Annotated in this window: 15 protein-coding genes, 2 tRNA genes and 3 pseudogenes; 15 read left to right on the forward strand and 5 right to left on the reverse strand. The window is 54.1% G+C overall.

Annotation, left to right across the window (positions count from 1 at the left end; all coding sequences use genetic code 11):
- The first annotated feature begins 70 nt into the window (after positions 1-70).
- The 9 genes and pseudogenes from MIH18_RS21180 to MIH18_RS21220 all read left to right on the forward strand — a co-directional run bounded on the left by MIH18_RS21180 (position 71) and on the right by MIH18_RS21220 (position 6,427).
- Entirely contained in the window at positions 71-496 is a 426-nt protein-coding gene (locus tag MIH18_RS21180) for a fibronectin type III domain-containing protein (protein WP_249013423.1), read from the forward strand.
- 57 nt (positions 497-553) lie between these two features.
- Positions 554-835, forward strand: a pseudogene (locus tag MIH18_RS21185) (MBL fold metallo-hydrolase); the annotation flags it as partial.
- A 409-nt stretch (positions 836-1,244) separates the two neighbouring features.
- A complete protein-coding gene (locus MIH18_RS21190; protein ID WP_249013424.1) occupies positions 1,245-2,162 on the forward strand; it encodes a DUF4351 domain-containing protein in 918 nt (305 codons plus the stop codon).
- A gap of 409 nt (positions 2,163-2,571) precedes the next feature.
- Positions 2,572-4,140: an MBL fold metallo-hydrolase gene (locus tag MIH18_RS21195; RefSeq protein ID WP_249013425.1), complete on the forward strand. Its 1,569-nt coding sequence runs from the start codon at positions 2,572-2,574 to the stop codon at positions 4,138-4,140.
- A 62-nt stretch (positions 4,141-4,202) separates the two neighbouring features.
- Positions 4,203-4,445, forward strand: a complete 243-nt coding sequence (locus MIH18_RS21200; protein WP_249005327.1) for a DUF4160 domain-containing protein — start codon at positions 4,203-4,205, stop codon at positions 4,443-4,445.
- Positions 4,429-4,680, forward strand: a complete 252-nt coding sequence (locus MIH18_RS21205) for a DUF2442 domain-containing protein (protein ID WP_249005326.1) — start codon at positions 4,429-4,431, stop codon at positions 4,678-4,680. Before MIH18_RS21200 ends, MIH18_RS21205 begins: the two co-directional genes overlap by 17 nt.
- Positions 4,681-4,867: 187 nt before the next feature.
- On the forward strand, positions 4,868-5,167 hold the full coding sequence (locus MIH18_RS21210) for a helix-turn-helix transcriptional regulator (RefSeq protein WP_249005325.1): 300 nt from the start codon (positions 4,868-4,870) through the stop codon (positions 5,165-5,167).
- Positions 5,164-5,481 carry a HipA N-terminal domain-containing protein gene (locus tag MIH18_RS21215; RefSeq protein ID WP_249005324.1) on the forward strand — a complete coding sequence of 106 codons (318 nt, stop codon included), beginning with the start codon at positions 5,164-5,166 and terminating at the stop codon, positions 5,479-5,481. The genes MIH18_RS21210 and MIH18_RS21215 overlap by 4 nt, the downstream gene beginning before the upstream one ends.
- A 115-nt stretch (positions 5,482-5,596) precedes the next feature.
- Positions 5,597-6,427 carry a HipA domain-containing protein gene (locus MIH18_RS21220; RefSeq protein ID WP_283164900.1) on the forward strand — a complete coding sequence of 277 codons (831 nt, stop codon included), beginning with the start codon at positions 5,597-5,599 and terminating at the stop codon, positions 6,425-6,427.
- A gap of 70 nt (positions 6,428-6,497) precedes the next feature.
- Here MIH18_RS21220 and MIH18_RS21225 read toward each other — a convergent pair.
- A pseudogene (locus MIH18_RS21225) lies at positions 6,498-6,644 on the reverse strand (PLP-dependent transferase); the annotation flags it as partial.
- Positions 6,645-6,762: 118 nt separating this feature from the next.
- Between MIH18_RS21225 and yafN the strand changes: the two are divergent.
- Together yafN and MIH18_RS21235 are read left to right on the forward strand one after the other, a co-directional pair.
- Positions 6,763-7,062 carry a type I toxin-antitoxin system antitoxin YafN gene (gene yafN / locus MIH18_RS21230; RefSeq protein WP_249005322.1) on the forward strand — a complete coding sequence of 100 codons (300 nt, stop codon included), beginning with the start codon at positions 6,763-6,765 and terminating at the stop codon, positions 7,060-7,062.
- A pseudogene (locus tag MIH18_RS21235) lies at positions 7,059-7,454 on the forward strand (type II toxin-antitoxin system YafO family toxin). The gene yafN and the pseudogene MIH18_RS21235 overlap by 4 nt, the downstream one beginning before the upstream one ends.
- 154 nt (positions 7,455-7,608) lie before the next feature.
- Here MIH18_RS21235 and MIH18_RS21240 read toward each other — a convergent pair.
- Both MIH18_RS21240 and MIH18_RS21245 read right to left on the reverse strand, forming a co-directional pair.
- A complete protein-coding gene (locus MIH18_RS21240) occupies positions 7,609-8,802 on the reverse strand; it encodes an aminotransferase class I/II-fold pyridoxal phosphate-dependent enzyme (RefSeq protein WP_249013427.1) in 1,194 nt (397 codons plus the stop codon).
- Positions 8,803-8,885: 83 nt separating this feature from the next.
- Positions 8,886-9,809, reverse strand: a complete 924-nt coding sequence (locus tag MIH18_RS21245; protein WP_249013428.1) for a zinc ABC transporter substrate-binding protein — start codon at positions 9,807-9,809, stop codon at positions 8,886-8,888.
- 267 nt (positions 9,810-10,076) lie between these two features.
- Here MIH18_RS21245 and gltX point away from each other — a divergent pair, with 267 nt between their 5' ends.
- The 3 genes from gltX to MIH18_RS21260 all read left to right on the forward strand — a co-directional run bounded on the left by gltX (position 10,077) and on the right by MIH18_RS21260 (position 11,848).
- Positions 10,077-11,564 carry a glutamate--tRNA ligase gene (gene gltX, locus MIH18_RS21250; protein ID WP_249013429.1) on the forward strand — a complete coding sequence of 496 codons (1,488 nt, stop codon included), beginning with the start codon at positions 10,077-10,079 and terminating at the stop codon, positions 11,562-11,564.
- A 121-nt stretch (positions 11,565-11,685) separates the two neighbouring features.
- Positions 11,686-11,761 (forward strand) — tRNA-Ala (locus MIH18_RS21255).
- Positions 11,762-11,772: 11 nt separating this feature from the next.
- Positions 11,773-11,848, forward strand: a tRNA-Glu gene (locus MIH18_RS21260).
- Positions 11,849-11,965: 117 nt separating this feature from the next.
- Here MIH18_RS21260 and MIH18_RS21265 read toward each other — a convergent pair.
- Together MIH18_RS21265 and MIH18_RS21270 are read right to left on the reverse strand one after the other, a co-directional pair.
- A complete protein-coding gene (locus MIH18_RS21265; RefSeq protein ID WP_249013430.1) occupies positions 11,966-12,817 on the reverse strand; it encodes a 6-carboxytetrahydropterin synthase in 852 nt (283 codons plus the stop codon).
- Entirely contained in the window at positions 12,814-13,434 is a 621-nt protein-coding gene (locus MIH18_RS21270) for a hypothetical protein (RefSeq protein ID WP_249013431.1), read from the reverse strand. Before MIH18_RS21270 ends, MIH18_RS21265 begins: the two co-directional genes overlap by 4 nt.
- 215 nt (positions 13,435-13,649) lie before the next feature.
- Here MIH18_RS21270 and MIH18_RS21275 point away from each other — a divergent pair, with 215 nt between their 5' ends.
- On the forward strand, positions 13,650-16,574 hold the full coding sequence (locus MIH18_RS21275; RefSeq protein WP_249013432.1) for an insulinase family protein: 2,925 nt from the start codon (positions 13,650-13,652) through the stop codon (positions 16,572-16,574).
- Positions 16,575-16,583 lie beyond the last annotated feature (9 nt).

The following is a 16,583-nucleotide window of genomic DNA, read 5'->3' on the forward strand; positions in this document are numbered from 1 at the left end:
CCGAAGTTGTTAACAGAATTGAGTGTTTTCGATCGTTACCATAGCCCAATTACCCATTCTCGGAGAGGCTATGGTTCCCATGATTCATCATTTTGTGCGCTTAACGGCTGCCGTTTTGTTGTGTCTGCTGCTGACCGCATGTGGTGGTGAAGGTGACGGTAAAGGAGAGAGTTTCGCTGAAGGTTCGACTACTGCAGGGAGTTCTTCCGAAGAATTGTACGGCACCGCAACCCTGAGCTGGCAGGCGCCTTTAAACCGGGAGGATGGCGGCTCTTTGGCGATGGGTGAGATAGGCCGTTATGAAGTTCGCTATGGCTTGTCTGCGGATTTAGAGAGCGTGAACACAAGCGTACAGGTTGAGGACGGTCAGCGGATGTCTTACACCGTAGAGGGGCTGTCGCCGGGCACTTGGTATTTTGCGATACAGACGGTTGATATAGCTGGCCTGAAAAGCGAGTGGTCGGAATTCGTAAGTAAAGTTATAAAAAACCGCTAGAGAACCCAAGACCATAGGGCTGCAACTGCAATAACCGACAGCAACAAGGACGTTGTTATGATCAATATTTCCCACCATGGCGCTGTTTCTGGCGTTACTGGCTCTTGCCACGAGCTGAGCATTACTCCCCCTGACCGATCGCATCCTTCCGCTGGTATTCTGATTGATTGCGGCCTGTTTCAGGGCGCAGACGCCGCTGGCAGGCTCGCACGGGGACAGATTTCTAAATCTGTCCCCCCTTTGGCTCATCAATCCGTCGCTGCTTCGGCGAGTATTGCCGCTCTCGCTATCGATTTCCCCCTTGATCACATTCGTGCGCTGGTGGTTACCCACGTGCACACCAGGTCGGGATATTTTAAAATACGGCAGCAACGCCGGCGTGGGAACACCGGATCAGGCTGACTGGGTGGAACTTGATGAAAAACGTTACCCCATTTGTGCCCGCATTCACCAAATAGGTGGCTATTCCGCTCACGCGGGGCAAAGTGACTTGTTGAATTTCGTGTTGGCCCCTGGCCGAAGACGACGGCATGAAACAGTGCAAAGTCTCGCCGGGCCTGCTACGACCTCTTCGTGACGTGAAATAAGTCAACTACGCTATGGAATGAGCGCTTACTCAGGTACATCCTTATGACGGTGTCCAGCAAGGGCACGGGTGATCGAGGGACTAAGTGCTCGCTCTTTCGGCTTGACCCCGCTCAGTTCGTTCACTAAATTACTGTTTAAATACAGTAAATGGACGAAAGGTATGGATGGACCCAAGCGAGTTAGCCACGACCAGAATTTCAAGAACCTTATCATCGATTATCCACGGCAAGCCATTGAGCTTTTCAGCCCCGAAGAGGCCAGGCACATTGGCCCGAAAGCACGGGTTGTTCCATTGCGCCAAGAGCAGTTAAAAGAGCGGCTTGGTGAGCGCTTTCGCGAGCTGGATGTACCGCTGATGGTGGAATGGCCGGGCGGTGAGCGCGAAGCGCTATTGTTCGTGCTTGAGGAGGAAACCGACCCCGACCGCTTTTCGATACACCGCCTGGCCCATTATTGCCTGGATTTGTCGGAACTCTGTAAGACCAGTCGGGTGGTGCCAGTGGTGATTTTCCTGAACACTCGCGGCAGCGAACCTGTTCAACTGAATTTGGGCGGTGACTGCCATGAGTACCTGAGATTCCACTACATTCGCTGTGCCTTGCAGGAATTGAATGCCGAGGACTACTGGGAAAGCAGCAATTTGATCGCCCGGCTGTGTCTGAACCTGATGAAATGGAAAGAGGAGCAGAAGCTGGAAGTCTACGCCCGCGCCGTACGAGGTCTGAGCACGCTGGAGCCAGACCCCGAGAAGCAATTGAAGTATATTGACTTCATCGACATCTACTCAGCCTTGGATGATAATGAAATGGAACAATATAAAGCGCAATATCCGCAGGAGAGCAACACCATGGCCACCTTGAGTGAGCGGTTACGAGCGGAAGGCATGCAACAAGGCATGCAACAAGGCATGCAACAAGGTGAGGCCGCCGCTTTGAAAAAGCTGATCAACCTGAAATTCGGTGAGCTTCCCCGCTGGGCCGAAGCGCAAATTCAATCTGCCGGTGTTCCAGAACTGGAGGTCTGGCTGGAAGCTATATTGACCTCGGATACGTTGGAGTCATTGCTTAGTCGGCATTAACGTAAGGGCTTATAGCCTCTTTGTTGCGTAAAGGAGAACCGGATTCTATTAACGGTTCGAGGCAAGGGGGCAGGAGATAGTGTAGAGAAGACCTGCCGGGTATTAGCGGCCGTCATGGAGCAAGCCGTGAGTGACAATGTTTAATTCGTTTCTGCAACTTTCTCGCTTCAAAAAGCGCGCAATCTCCCTGTTTGTGGATTTTGTCGCGCTTTCTTTTGCGCTTTGGGCCTCTTTTGCGTTGCGCCTAATGGGGGCGTTGGGGATTTGGTGTGGAATTTGAATCCGCGGCCGTTGGCTGCCGATAAAGCCGGGACAGATTTGAAATCTGTCCCGAAGTCAGCACCAAAGCAGGGACAGACTTCAAGTCTGTCCCTCGCCGGCTTCTGAAACCGGCAACAAGGAGGTTGTTATGATCAATATTTCCCACCATGGCGCTGTTTCTGGCGTTACTGGCTCTTGCCACGAACTGAGCATTACTCCCCCTGACCGATCGCATCCTTCCGCCGGTATTCTGATTGATTGCGGCCTGTTTCAGGGCGCAGACGCCGCTGGCAGGCTCGCACGGGGACAGATTTCTAAATCTGTCCCCGCTTTGGCTCATCAATCTGTCCCTGCTTCGGCGAGTATTGTCGCCCTCGCTATCGATTTCCCCCTTGATCACATTCGTGCGCTGGTGGTTACCCACGTGCACATTGACCACGTTGGCCGCATACCTTATTTGCTGGCGGCGGGGTTCAGCGGGCCGATTATTTGCTCTGAGCCTTCAGCCATTATGTTGCCGGAGATTCTGGAAGACGCTCTGAAAATTGGTTTCACCCGGGATAGGGCGCTGATTGAGAGGGTGCTGGGACTGATTCGCCAGCGCTTAGTGCCGGTGCCTTATGGGCAATGGCATTCGGTGTTTGTGGCGGATGACGAAACCGGTGGTTCTTTGGATGTTCGTTTTCAGCCGGCAGGTCACATTCTGGGCTCGGCCTATGTGGAATGTGATGTTACCGCAGTAGGGCAAGAGGGAGCGCACGGTGGAGAAGGCGGAGGCGAGCGTGTCGGGGAACAGGGCGAGCTGGTTAATGAGCGCATAGTCTTCAGTGGTGATTTAGGTGCTGCCCACGCGCCGCTGCTGACGGCACCGGTGTCGCCGGAACGTGCTGATCGGCTGGTGATCGAAAGCACCTACGGCGACAAAGATCACGAAGACCGCACTACACGACGTTTACGCTTGAAGGAGGTGTTGCAGAGCGCCCTGGCAGATGGCGGTACCGTGATTGTGCCGGCGTTCAGTATTGGCCGAACTCAGGATTTGCTGTACGAAATTGAAAGCCTGATTCATGAATTTGGTGGTGAATCGGTGGCGCCAGGTGTGAAGTGGCAGGATCTGGCGATTGTGGTGGATTCGCCCTTGGCGGCAGAGTTCACTCGTATCTATCGCCAGTTAAAACCCATGTGGGACGCGGAAGCCCAGGAAGTGCTGAGCCAGGGACGGCATCCGTTGGGTTTCGACCAGCTTACGCTGATTAACAGCCATGCGAGCCATCTTGAGGCCGTGGAGTACCTGGCCAGTTTCGAACGCCCGGCAGTGGTGTTGGCCGGCTCTGGGATGTGCGCTGGTGGCCGGGTGGTGAATTACCTGAAAGCGATACTCGGCGACGCCCGTAATGATGTGTTGTTTGTGGGCTATCAAGCCGCGGGCACACCAGGTCGGGATATTTTAAAATACGGCAGCAACGCCGGCGTGGGAACACCGGATCAGGCTGGCTGGGTGGAACTTGATGAAAAACGTTACCCCATTTGTGCCCGCATTCACCAAATAGGTGGCTATTCCGCCCACGCGGGGCAAAGTGACTTGCTGAATTTTGTGTTGGGTATTCCCGATGCGCCCAGGGAAATTCGGCTGGTGCACGGTGATGATGGTGCTAAGGCGGCGTTGAAGAAGGTGTTTGAGACCGAGGTGAGATCTCGGATTGTTATAGCGACGTAGCGGGAGCGCGTGAAAACGCGGATAGACTTAATAAGCTCGTTCAGGATGAGGAGTAATGCCCATTGCCAGTTGTATTTCGTTATCAAGGCTTCAAATTCTTTTTCTACTCGAACGAGGGTAACCCCTTAGAGCCGGTTCACATCCATGTCCGAATCGCGGGTAAAGAGGCCAAGTTCTGGCTTTCTGATGAGGTGACGATGGCCAGAAATGATGGTTTCGATGCTCGCACTATTCGGGTATTGTTAGGAGTAGTTGAGCAGAATAAACAGCTTTTGGAGGACGCATGGCATGACTATTTCGCCTGAAAAAGTCTGGTTTGATGAAGATAACGTTTGGGTAATGCTGTCGGATGCGCGAACTATAGGTGCACCACTGGCATGGTTTCCCAGATTACTTCACGCGGACCCAGTGAGCCGTCAAGATTTCGAGTTGAGTGTGCATGGTATTCATTGGGACGCACTGGATGAGGACATCAGCATAAAGGGGCTCCTGGCGGGCCTTGGTGACCAAACCCGCCGCAACAAGAAAAGAGCTGCTTAGTTTAGTAGTGCGAAAGGGGACAGATTTGAAATCTGTCCCCTTTCCTCCCGCCAATAAACTGCTCTAAAAAAATAAATTATCAATTTTTAGTCAGTAATGTGTTTTATTCCCCTCTTAAAGTCATTATATTGATTTATCAGTTCTTATCGTTATATTAAAGCCAAAACAGTGACCTTAAAGGTGAGTTGTGGAGATTAAGCACAGCATTTTAGAAGCGCTGAATGATCAAATTAGCAGTCTGCAGGGGCTGGCCGATAAAATTCAGGCTTCAGAGGCTCCTGATTTTCGACCTATTGAAGAGCTGTCGACACTGCTTGTTGCACGTCGCGAATCACTCAATATGTCACCGGCAGAGGTGGCTGAGCTGTGCGGACTATCGCCAACTACTTATCGATCCATCGAACGTGGTTCGGGTAACCCAAGAATCCATACTCTCCAGACAGTGTGTGGTGTTCTCAATGTAAAGTTATGGGTTGATCTTCCATGAAAGCGCGTGTGCGAATGAAGGGGCGGGTTGCCGGCATTCTTGAGCTTCAGGGCACAACTGTGCGTTTCCAGTACGACAAGGCCTACCTTCAAATGCGTATGCCTCCGTTAAGCCTGAGCTTGCCTTTGCGGGAAGAGCCTTATGAGTATGAAGGCCTGTTGCCTTATTTTAGCGGGCTGGTCAGTGAAGGATGGCTTAAGCGGATACAAGCTAAAGAACAAAGAATTGACCCAAACGATGAGTTTTCGTTGCTGGTTCACAACGGAGAAGACCTGCCGGGAGCGGTAACCCTTGAATTGTTTGATATGTCTTAAAGAAATCACACAGAAACTTTCATCTGGCTATCACAGCAAGTGCCTGAAAGATCTGTTTGGTACTGACAAAATTGATGTCACGCTTGCTGAGAGCCGAAAAGATCTGGTTACCGATATGCCCAGGCAAACCCATGGGTTCTCGATCAGCGGCGTGCAAATGAAATGTCAGTTGGCCGTTAAAGGCGGAAAGCTGCAGCTGGTCGACAGCGGTGGCCAATTCATCATGAAGCCATCGCCAGAAGAGTACCCAAACGTTGCCGAAAATGAACATGCAACATTGAAGCTCATGGCTCGGGTAGGGTTTGAGGTGCCACCTTGCGGCCTTCTCAAGCTTAATGATGGCCATTTAGTGTTCGTTATCCGGCGCTACGACAGGAACTTCGAAGACGGCACGAAATACCACCAGGAAGACGCCATGCAGGCGCTGGGCATTTCGAATGCCGATTCAGGACAGAAATATACGGCCGCAAGCTATGAAGAAGTTCTCAATCTGGCGAAGAAGCATGGAGGCGATGCGGTGGCTGCCTCCCTGTTCGATCGCCTGGCATTCAGTTATCTGGTGGGGAACGACGATCATCATTTGAAGAATATCAGCTTTCTTCATGAACCCGCGTTTAGGCTGGCGCCGTGCTATGACGTTCTCGCATCCTCGCTCTATAGCTCTGCAATCGATAGTCCGATAGCACTGGCTATGCTTAAAGACGGCGAGCAGCCCAAATACCACGAGGAAATGGCCAACGGCTATTACTCTGGCTCAGATTTCATCGAGATGGGCGCCAGAGCGGGCCTTCGCTCAAAGGCTTTGGCAGGGCGATTGAATCGCTTGATTAAAAACGTAGATCAACATGCCCCCGAGTTTATTCAGAGTTCATTCATGCCCGAGGACGTAAAAGGCAAGTATAAGAAACTGGTTGAGCAGCGAATCAAGTTTATGAGAGTTCTGTAAAGCAGTGCCGGTCTATAAAATCCAGGGGACGAGGGGACGGATTTCAAATCCGTCCCCGGGAGTGCTGCAGCTAGTTCCCTAAACTATCCAACGCCTGCTCCAAATCTGCAATCAAATTCCCCGCATCCTCAAGCCCCACTGACAATCGCAGTAAGCCATCACTGATGCCCCTTTGTGCCCGGTCTTCGGGTGTCAGGCGCTGAGCGGTGATGGTGGCATTGGCTGGCTGACGAGGCTTTCTACGCCGCCCAAGCTCGCTTGCTAGCAGAGCTATTAATAAGATATAGTGCAAAAAATAGCACAAATTTTTGTGCGAATTATTGTTGGAGCGGGTTATGGCAACAAATGCTATCTTAGCGGAAAAGTCGGTCAGTATTTCTGCACTACGCAATAATCCGGCGCAGTATTTCCAAAACGAGCCTATTGCGGTTTTGAACCACAACAAGCCAGCAGGCTACATGATTGGTGCAGAGCTGTTTGAGAAGATGGTTCAGTTGATTGGGGATCAGGAAGAATCGCGTACGTTTGTGGGACGTTTTCGTCCGCGAGGCTCTGAGCTTGCTGACCTCTGTAAAAAGGGAGCTGACTTAATGCTGGAAACGACCCGAGAGGACATGGAGGGCTTCTCTGAGTGATACGTATTTTCAAGTCAGTCACGATCCAAAAACTGTTCAAAGAACAGGATTTAGACGATCTCATCAACGACTTTCGAAAGTACAAGGAAAGTGGTCTTTGCCCGGATTACTTTGGGCGGGATGTCGCCTATGATCACCCGCATACTCCATCGCTAATTCTGCAGGAAGATGTGCGTCACGTTCATTTATCAGAATTCGGCGCCTAGCCGGTTCGGCTAATGCAATTTAATCGCACGAGTGATCGGCACCTGGTTTATTGTCAAGGTGCCATCCACAGGGAGTGTTACCTGCTCATCACACTTCTGAGCCCTGATGCCCATGAGCAAGCCACCGTTAGCAACGTCATGCGCAAAATTGGAGAGCAAGCTGAAATTTTTCGAATGAAGTATTAATGTGTCTGGCAACTGGCGCCGCCCTCAATAACGTGCCATTCCATTGATTTACTCCTTATTTGCGTATTTTTAGCGACTGAGTGGACAAATTTGAAATCTGTCCCCGGTGTTCGAAAAAAAGGGACGGATTTGAAATCCGTCCCTGGTAACACAGTCACTCCGCCAAGCTGTCCAGCGCCTGCTCTAGGTCCGCAATCAAATCCCCCGCATCCTCAAGCCCCACCGACAACCGTAACAAACCATCACTGATTCCCCTTTGTGCCCGGTCTTCGGGTGTCAGGCGGTAGTGGCTGGTGGCGATTGGCTGGCTGACGAGGCTTTCTACGCCGCCCAGGCTGGTGGCTAGCAGGAAGACTTGCAGGTGGTCTTCGACGCATTCTGCGGCTTTTCCGCCGCCGACCACGTCAATGCTGAGCATGCCGCCGAAGCCGTGCATTTGCTGTTTGGCGAGTTGGTGGCCGGGGAAATCTGGCAGGCCGGGGTAGAGTACGCGGCTGACTTTCGGGTGTTTTTCCATGGCGATGGCGACGGCCATGGCGTTTTCGTTGTGCTGGCGGACTCGGACATGCAGGGTGCGCAGGCTACGTGACAGAAGCGCGGCCATTTCCGGTGCCAGTATCTGGCCCAGGCTTTTACGCCACGCAGCGACGGGTTTGGCGAGTTCTGCGCTGGACATAAAGGCGCCGGCGGTTAAGTCGCTGTGGCCAGCCAGGTATTTCGTGGCGCTGTGCATGACCAAGTCCGCGCCCAGTTCCAGCGGGCGCTGGTTGATGGGGCTGGCGAAGGTGTTATCAACGGCCAATAAGGCGCCCTTGGCGTGGGTGCGGCGGGCCAGATCGGCGATGTCTAGTATGGCCATGGTTGGGTTGGCCGGGGTTTCGCAGTACACCAGCATGCCGGGCTTGGTCAGATGCTGTTCCATTTCATCCAGCTGTTGGTTCAAAAGGAAGGTAAAGGGAATGCCCAGGGGCTCGAAATGATTCACCAGCAGTTCCTGGGTGCCGCCGTACAGATCGCCCACGCAGACTATGCCGTTGCGGCCATGGGCAAATAGGGTGGCGGAGATGGCCGCCATGCCGGAGGCAAACGCCAGCCCGGCCTGTGCTGATTCCAGCTGCGCCAGGCCCTGTTCCAACTCTTTAATGGTGGGGTTGGTGCCCCAGCGGGTGTACAGGTTGCCGTCGTTTTCACCTTTTACCACGGCCAGCTGTTCGGCGGTGGTGTCGAAACGATAGGTGGTGGTGTTGTAAATCGGCGAGTAAGGGCTGCCTTGCTGGTCCCGATGGCGCCGGTTGTGAATGATGCGGGTGGCGGGGTGGTGATTGGGTGATGGGCTGTGGTCGGGCATGGCTGAGGCTCCTTGTTGGGGGAGCAGTTTCTCATAAAGCTTACTGCCGGGACAGATTTCAAATCCGTCCCCTGGCCCCCTCCCTAGCGGCAGTTCAGCACGGCATCAGCGATGCTTTGTTGGAACTGCTCATAGCCTTCGGGCGTTGCGGCCATGTCTGTGGCCAGTGGGTCCCAGGTGCTGAAGGTGATGTCTAGGCCTTCTGTGATGCTTTTCCACCATTGAGTGTTGAACTGGGGTTCGGTGAGCAGGCAGGCGCTGCCGGCTTGTTTTAGCTGGTTTTGTACTTCGGCAATGTGTTTGGCGCCGGGGCTGAGTGCCGGGTTTAGTGTGAGCACGCCTTGCACTTGCAGGCCGTAGTGTTCGGCGAAGCGGGTGAAGGCGCTGTGGTAGGAGAACAGTTTCCGGTTTTGCAGCGGTTTGAGTTGCTCGCGGATGCTGGCTTCGCGGGCATTCAGGCGTTGTTCAAACGCTTGCAGGTTTTGCTGGATGGCCTGGGTGTTGGTGCTGTCCAGTTTTGACAGTGTTTGTGCAATGGCGCGGGTCATTTCAAGGGCGTGTTGTGGGTCTACCCAAATGTGTGGGTCGTCACCCGTGCCGCGGTCGTGATTGTGTTCATCATCAGTCTGGGCATGCTCGTCGCCGTGGCGCGCTTCTTCATTGTGGGTGTCCGTCTGGCCCATCAGTTGATGGGTCCTGCCGCTGAATTCGTTGTTGGCCAGCAGGCGGGTAAGGAAGCTTTCCATATCGGGCCCTACCCAGAAGATGGCGTCTGCCTGCTCCAGGGCGCGGCGTTGGGACGGGCGCAGTGTGTAGTTGTGCGGGCTGCCGCCTGGAGCGACAAGGCTGGTAATGGTGACGTCATCGGTGGCCACGGCGCGTACCAGCAGTTCCAGCGGTTTGATGGACGTGACTATGTTTGTTTCGGCGACTGCGGGCAGGGCAGCGGCGAGTGTTAGCAGGCCGGTTATAAAAGCGGCGCGGGGCAGGCGCAGATGAGCATTCATGGCTTGGTGTTCCATTCAGATTTATCAGAGTGGGTGCGGGTGAATCGCCCCCTGCTTTAGAAATGTTATAATATTGCATTAACGGGGTGCGATGCAAATGTAAGCTGAAGCGAAAGCGTTGGTGACAATGCGGTTTGCCGGTTTGGTCGTTATAATGGGGGGATAATTGACGATTAACAGCCACTTTCTATTCTTTAATTCTCTTATTTTATTCTTTAATGTTCTTATTCCCAGGCTATTCTCGGGAATTTATTTCAGGAATCACCCATGACTTTAGTACGTACCCGAATTGCTCCGTCGCCCACTGGCGATCCGCACGTTGGCACCGCTTACGTGGCCTTGTTCAACCTGTGTTTCGCGCGCCAGCACGGTGGCCAGTTTATTCTGCGCATTGAAGACACCGACCAGGCCCGCAGCACACCGGAATCCGAACAGGAAATTCTGACTGCGCTGCGCTGGCTTGGTTTGAATTGGGATGAAGGTCCCGATGTGGGTGGCCCCCACGGCCCTTACCGCCAATCGGAGCGCAAAGACTCTTACGCACAATACGCGGAAGACCTGGTAACCGCCGGTCACGCGTTCTATTGCTTCCGCACACCTGAAGAGCTGGATGTAATTCGTGAGGAGCGCAAGGCTGCAGGCCTCAATCCAGGTATTAAGGGCAATCTTGAGTTGTCACCGGAAGAGGTGCATCGTCGCCGGGAAGCGGGCGATGCCTATGTCATTCGCATGAAGGTGCCCGACGAAGGCGTGTGCGAAATTTCCGATATGCTGCGCGGTACCATCGAGATCGACTGGGCTCAGGTGGACTGTCAGATTCTATTGAAGTCTGACGGCATGCCCACGTACCACTTGGCGAACGTGGTGGACGACCACCTGATGGAAATCACCCACGTGCTGCGAGGTGAGGAATGGATTAACTCGGCGCCCAAGCACAAGCTGCTGTATGAGTATTTCGGCTGGGACATGCCGGTGCTGTGTCACTTGCCGCTGCTGCGTAACCCGGACAAGAGCAAACTGTCCAAGCGCAAGAATCCTACCAGCATCAATTTCTATGAGCGCATGGGCTTTTTGCCGGAAGCGGTGACCAATTACCTGGGTCGCATGGGCTGGTCGATGCCGGATGAGCGCGAGAAGTTCACTCTGGACGAAATGATCAGTGATTTTGATATTCAGCGAGTGTCGCTGGGTGGCCCGGTGTTTGATGTGGAGAAGCTGCGCTGGTTGAATGGCCTGTGGCTTCGGGAAGAGCTCAGCGACGAGCAGTTTATGCTGCGCATGAGTCAGTGGTGGTTCAATCAGAACGATTTGGCGGCGCTGGTGCCGTTTGTGAAGGGCCGTGCCGACGTGTTCTCGGATGTGGCACCCATGGCCCAGTTCATGTTCAGCGGCATGTTGCCGTTGACGCCAGAGAGCTTCGCCCACAGCAAATTGGAAGAAGGGCAGGTGAAGCGGGTACTGCAGTTCACATTGTGGCAACTGGAGGCTCAGCGCGACTGGAGTAAAGACAACATATTTGCCGATGTGAAGTTTCTGGCCAAGGCGATGGACCTGAAAATGGGCGATTTCATGTTCGCTGTGTTCGTGGCGATTGCCGGTACGCCCAATTCCTGGTCGGTGATGGACTCTATGGAACAGTTGGGGCCAGACATGACCCGTGCGCGTTTGCGCCATGGGTTGGAAGTTTTGGGTGGTTTTTCCAAGAAGGAAACGAAAAAGGTAGAGAAAGAATACGCTGCGTTGGTGGCTGAATAATCAATCTGTTCAATCGTTAAGCGCTAAAGGCAGGGATACCGGTGGTTTTCGGCGAACTTGGAAAAAGAGGCAGAAAAGGGTTGACGGCCCAGGGGTCGATCCTTAATATACGCATCCGTTGGGGGCCATAGCTCAGCTGGGAGAGCGCAACACTGGCAGTGTTGAGGTCGACGGTTCGATCCCGTCTGGCTCCACCAATTTTTTTCTAGTCCCCTTCGTCTAGCGGCCTAGGACTCCGCCCTTTCACGGCGGCAACAGGGGTTCGAACCCCCTAGGGGACGCCAATACGGCTTGCAGGTTTAGTCCACCGGCAAGCCATCAAAAAAACCACCTTCGGGTGGTTTTTTTGTGCCTGTAATGTAAGGTCAAGGGGACGGATTTCAAATCCGTCCCCGTCTGGCTCATCGCGACGCCATGGCTCCTTTTCCCACACCCTCAAAAGCCTTCACCCGAATGGAGTCATCAGGAAACTCCTGCTTCAGCTGATCGGCGATGTGCGCGGCAATCAGTTCCACCGTGGTGTCTGTGTCCATCATGTATACGCGGCTGGCGGGTAGGGTCAGGGCGAATTCGCCCTGGTTGGCTTCGTATTCGAAGTGGATGTATTCGGTGCCATGGTCGTCCACAAAACGGCGGCTGATGTCTTCTTCGGTGCCTACGTAGATGTCTTTCCAGAGTTCTGCCCAGCGGGCTTCCAAGGCGGTGTCGCGCCGTTCGTTGCGGTGGACGCATATGGGCGAGCGGTGGCCGTGGGCGATGCGCTGGCAGTTGCCCAGGTGCTTTTTCAGGCCGTGCACGTAATGGTAGTAAGGCCCTTCAAGCACTTCTTCGCGCAGGTGTACGTCTACGGATATCACGTTGTTTGGCAGTACGGCTTTCAGTTCGTGTTCCAGCAGGGTGGCAACAGCCGCTTTGGTGACGGTATCGCCGGCCAGCCAAAGCACGGCTTCATCCGGGCCGGTGTGGGCGATCTGTTCACCGTTGGTGAGCAGCCATACAAAGTGTTGGGGTGTTTGGTCATTTCGCAACAACCCCGGGTGGCCTTTTGGTACTACCAATCGGTGGTCTACCTGGGCGTCGATCACCTGTTTGATGACCCGCTTAACGTGTGAAAAATCAAACACCATGCCCTGTTCGTCCAATTCGCCGCCCAGAACAATGTCGGCAATCCAGCTTTCACCCACTAAGCCGCGGGTTGCGTCCAGGTAGGCGAAGTCGATGACGGTGAGGTTGTCTACAAACAGGTGATTCATGAAGCTTCCGCAGTGTTGGAGGGTGTTTTAGATAATATGCTATTAGATGCCGTGCTACTGGAAAGTGTGTTTGGTGATGTGGTGCGCGACGTGCTGAGCGACGCGTCGGTTGTGCTGTACTGATGCTCCCAGGCGCGCATGTAGACGTCGGCTTCGTATTCATAGGGCGAGCGGAACGGCGACAGTACAAAATCAAAGATCAAAAAAAAGCCGCCGATAGACGCCCAGGCAATCACCAAGGTACTGAGGGTGTTGGCCTGAAGTTCCGGATTGCTGCCGGTGAAGTCTTGCAGTAGCGCAATCATATCATTGGCCAGTACAACCGGATTAAATTGGGCCAGCACCAGCGGAATCCAGAAGGCGAAAAACACCGGAAAAAATCCGAATGACCACAATACCCGCCGCAACAGATAAATCGCCATGGCTCGCCAGTAGTGATGGCGCACAGCCGGTGTTTTGCGGATGCTTTTCAGGTAGCGCCTGCGTTCATCCCAGTAAGCGGCGACTTCACGGGCCGGAACCGGGTCGCCAGGCGCCTGGCTGGTGCTTAATGCCGGGGACGGTTTTGGTGCTTGTGAGTCTGCGGGGTTGCCGAGGGTATTTTCTATTGGGCTCATAGTGATAGCAATAACCTTGTTGCACCGGGTGTGCTGCATGATAACGGATAACCCGTGTTACGCTGTACCTTTGCGCTTCTTACATCGTATCTGTTTATAACGTACGACCTTGCAACAGTGCCAGCGTATAACGATTTTACCGCGCAACCCATAATTGGTTCATCTCTCGATTGGTCTCTCGAGTCAACTATAGAGTCAACAACAGGACAGTTTGAATGGCTGCAACATCTGACAACGCAATGCACCCGGCGTTTGAAAAAATCCGTTCCCACCACATCGGCACCCTGAATCTGGATGTCGAAGAATATCGCCATATAAAGACGGGCGCGCGCCATTTGCACATGGCTGCAGATAATGACGAAAACGTGTTCTTTGTGGCCTTGCGTACGTTTCCGATGGATTCATCCGGCGTGGCTCACATTCTGGAGCATACCGCACTGTGCGGCAGCGAGCGTTATCCGGTGCGCGATCCGTTTTTTATGATGATTCGCCGTTCGCTGAATACCTTTATGAATGCGTTCACCAGCAGCGACTGGACAGCCTATCCGTTCGCCAGCATGAACCGCAAAGATTTTGACAACTTGCTGGACGTGTATCTGGATTCGGTGTTTTTCTCCAAGCTGGATAAACTGGATTTTGCCCAGGAAGGCCATCGCCTGGAGTTCGACAAGCCGGAAGATCCGACCAGCGATTTGGTCTACCGCGGTGTGGTTTACAACGAGATGAAGGGCGCTATGAGTTCGGCCACGTCTCAGCTGTGGCAGAACCTGTCTAGCCATCTGTTTCCCACCACCACCTACCATTACAACAGCGGTGGCGAGCCGGATCACATTACCGATTTGTCCTATGACGACCTGTTGGCGTTCTACAAGCACCATTACCACCCCAGCAACGCGATTTTTGCGACCTACGGCAATATTCCTGCCGTTGAACACCAGGAGCGCTTCGAAGAGCTGGTGCTCAAGCGTTTTGACAAGCTGGATGTAAAACTGCCGGTTTATGATGAAAAACGCATGTTTGCGCCGCTGCGGGTAGAGCAGGCTTACGCCGTTAACGAAGGCGAACCAACGGAAGCCAAAACCCACATTGTTATGGGCTGGCTGTTAGGCCACAGTTTTGACTTGGAAGAAAACCTGGAAGGCCAGTTGTTGTCGTCGGTGCTACTGGATAACAGCGCGTCACCGCTGATGCGTGCTTTGGAAACCACCGAGCTGGGCCAGGCGCCTTCGCCTTTGTGCGGGCTGGAAGATTCCAATCGTGAAATGACCTTCGTGTGCGGTATCGAAGGCAGCGAGCCTGCGCAGCAGCAAGCGCTTGAACAGCTGATTGAAGATACCCTGAAGAAGGTTGTTGAAGACGGCGTTAGCAGTGAACGGTTGGAAGCGATTTTGCACCAGTTGGAATTGCACCAGCGCGAAATTTCCGGTGACGGCTTCCCTTACGGTTTGCAGCTGATTATGTCCGCCATTTCGCCAATGGTGCACGGCGGTGACCCGGTGGATCTGCTGGATCTGGAGCCCGTTCTGGCTCGTCTGCGGGAGAAAATTCAGGACCCACAGTTTGTGCCGAACCTGATTCGTCGCAAGTTGCTGGACAACCCGCACCGGGTAACCTTGACCCTGCGCCCGGATGACAAGCTGGAAGGCCTGCGTACCGAGTCTATTCGTGCGGCCCTGGCGCAGCGCAAGGCCAGGCTGAGCGACGACGAAACCGCACATATCGTAGAGCGCGCCCAGGCGCTGGAAGATCGTCAAACCCGCAAAGACGACGACTCAATTCTGCCAAAGGTGGATCTGACCGATGTGCCCCTGCAGATGCCAGAGCCCGAAGGTCGTTTTGATGGCGATCTGTCGGCCACGGTCTATGCCCGTGGTACCAACGGACTGGTGTATCAGCAGGTGGTATTGCCACTGCCGTCGTTGGATGAAGAAGAGCTGGCGCTGATGCCTTATTACACTGCGCTGATTTCAGAAGTGGGCTGTGGTGAGTTGGATTACCTGCAGATGCAAGACCGCATCTCCGCAGAGACCGGTGGCATTTCGGCCAGCTTTGTCAGCAAGGGCAAGATTGACAACGTGCAGGATATGTCCGGCTACCTGGTGTTCAGCGGCAAGGCTCTGGCGCGCAACAGTGACGCACTGGCGCGTTTGCTGAAAGACGTTTACAGCAACGCCCGTTTTGATGAAACCGGCCGCATTGCGGAAATTATCGCCCAGATTCGCGCCCGTCGAGAACAAGCCGTTACTGGCAGTGGCCATGCGTTGGCCATGAGCGCCGCGGCTCAGGGCATGAGCCCGGGCGCCTGGTTGAGTTTTCGCCTGGGCGGGCTGGAAGCCATTCGCCGCACCAAATCATTGGATAAATCCCTGAAAGAGCCGTCCGAGCTGAAGGCGTTCTGCCAAAAGCTGGCGGATTTGCATCAGAAGGTTGGCAAGCAAAGCCGCCAGTTCCTGTTGATTGGTGAAGACGAGCAACTGCAGCCGATGCTGGACGATGTGAAAGGCCTGTGGCAAAACGCGGAGTCTGCGCCAGACAGCGCGTGGCGCATGGAGCCGGTGAATTACACCACTCATGAAGCCTGGCTGACTTCAACCCAGGTGAACTTCTGCGCCAAGGCCTATCCCACGGTGGCGGTTGATCACCCGGATGCGGCCGCGTTGACGGTGCTGGGCGGATTCTTGCGTAACGGTTATTTGCACCGTGCCATCCGCGAGAAAGGCGGTGCTTATGGCGGCGGTGCAGCGCAGGACAGCGTGAACGGCACGTTCAAGTTCTTCTCTTACCGCGACCCGCGCCTGGCCGATACCCTGGCGGATTTTGACAAGGCTCTGGAGTGGTTGGTGGAAACCGATCACAGCTATCAAGATTTGGAAGAGTCTATTCTGGGCGTGATCGGCCAGCTAGACAAACCCCACTCGCCGGCCGGCGCAGCGCGCCATGCGTTTCACAGTGCATTGTTTGGCCGCAGCGCCGAGCAGCGCGGGCGTTTCCGCGAGCGGGTTCTTGCGACCACGATTGACGACCTGAAACGGGTGGCTGCAGATTGGCTGGCGCCAGAAAAAGCCAGCATTGCGGTGGTCACCAGCGCCGACAATCGCGCGCTGGTAGAGCAGTTGGGCCTGGCTATTCAGGAGCTGTAAGGCGAGTTT

Source organism: Marinobacter sp. M3C, assembly GCF_023311895.1.
Classification (GTDB): Bacteria; Pseudomonadota; Gammaproteobacteria; order Pseudomonadales; family Oleiphilaceae; genus Marinobacter.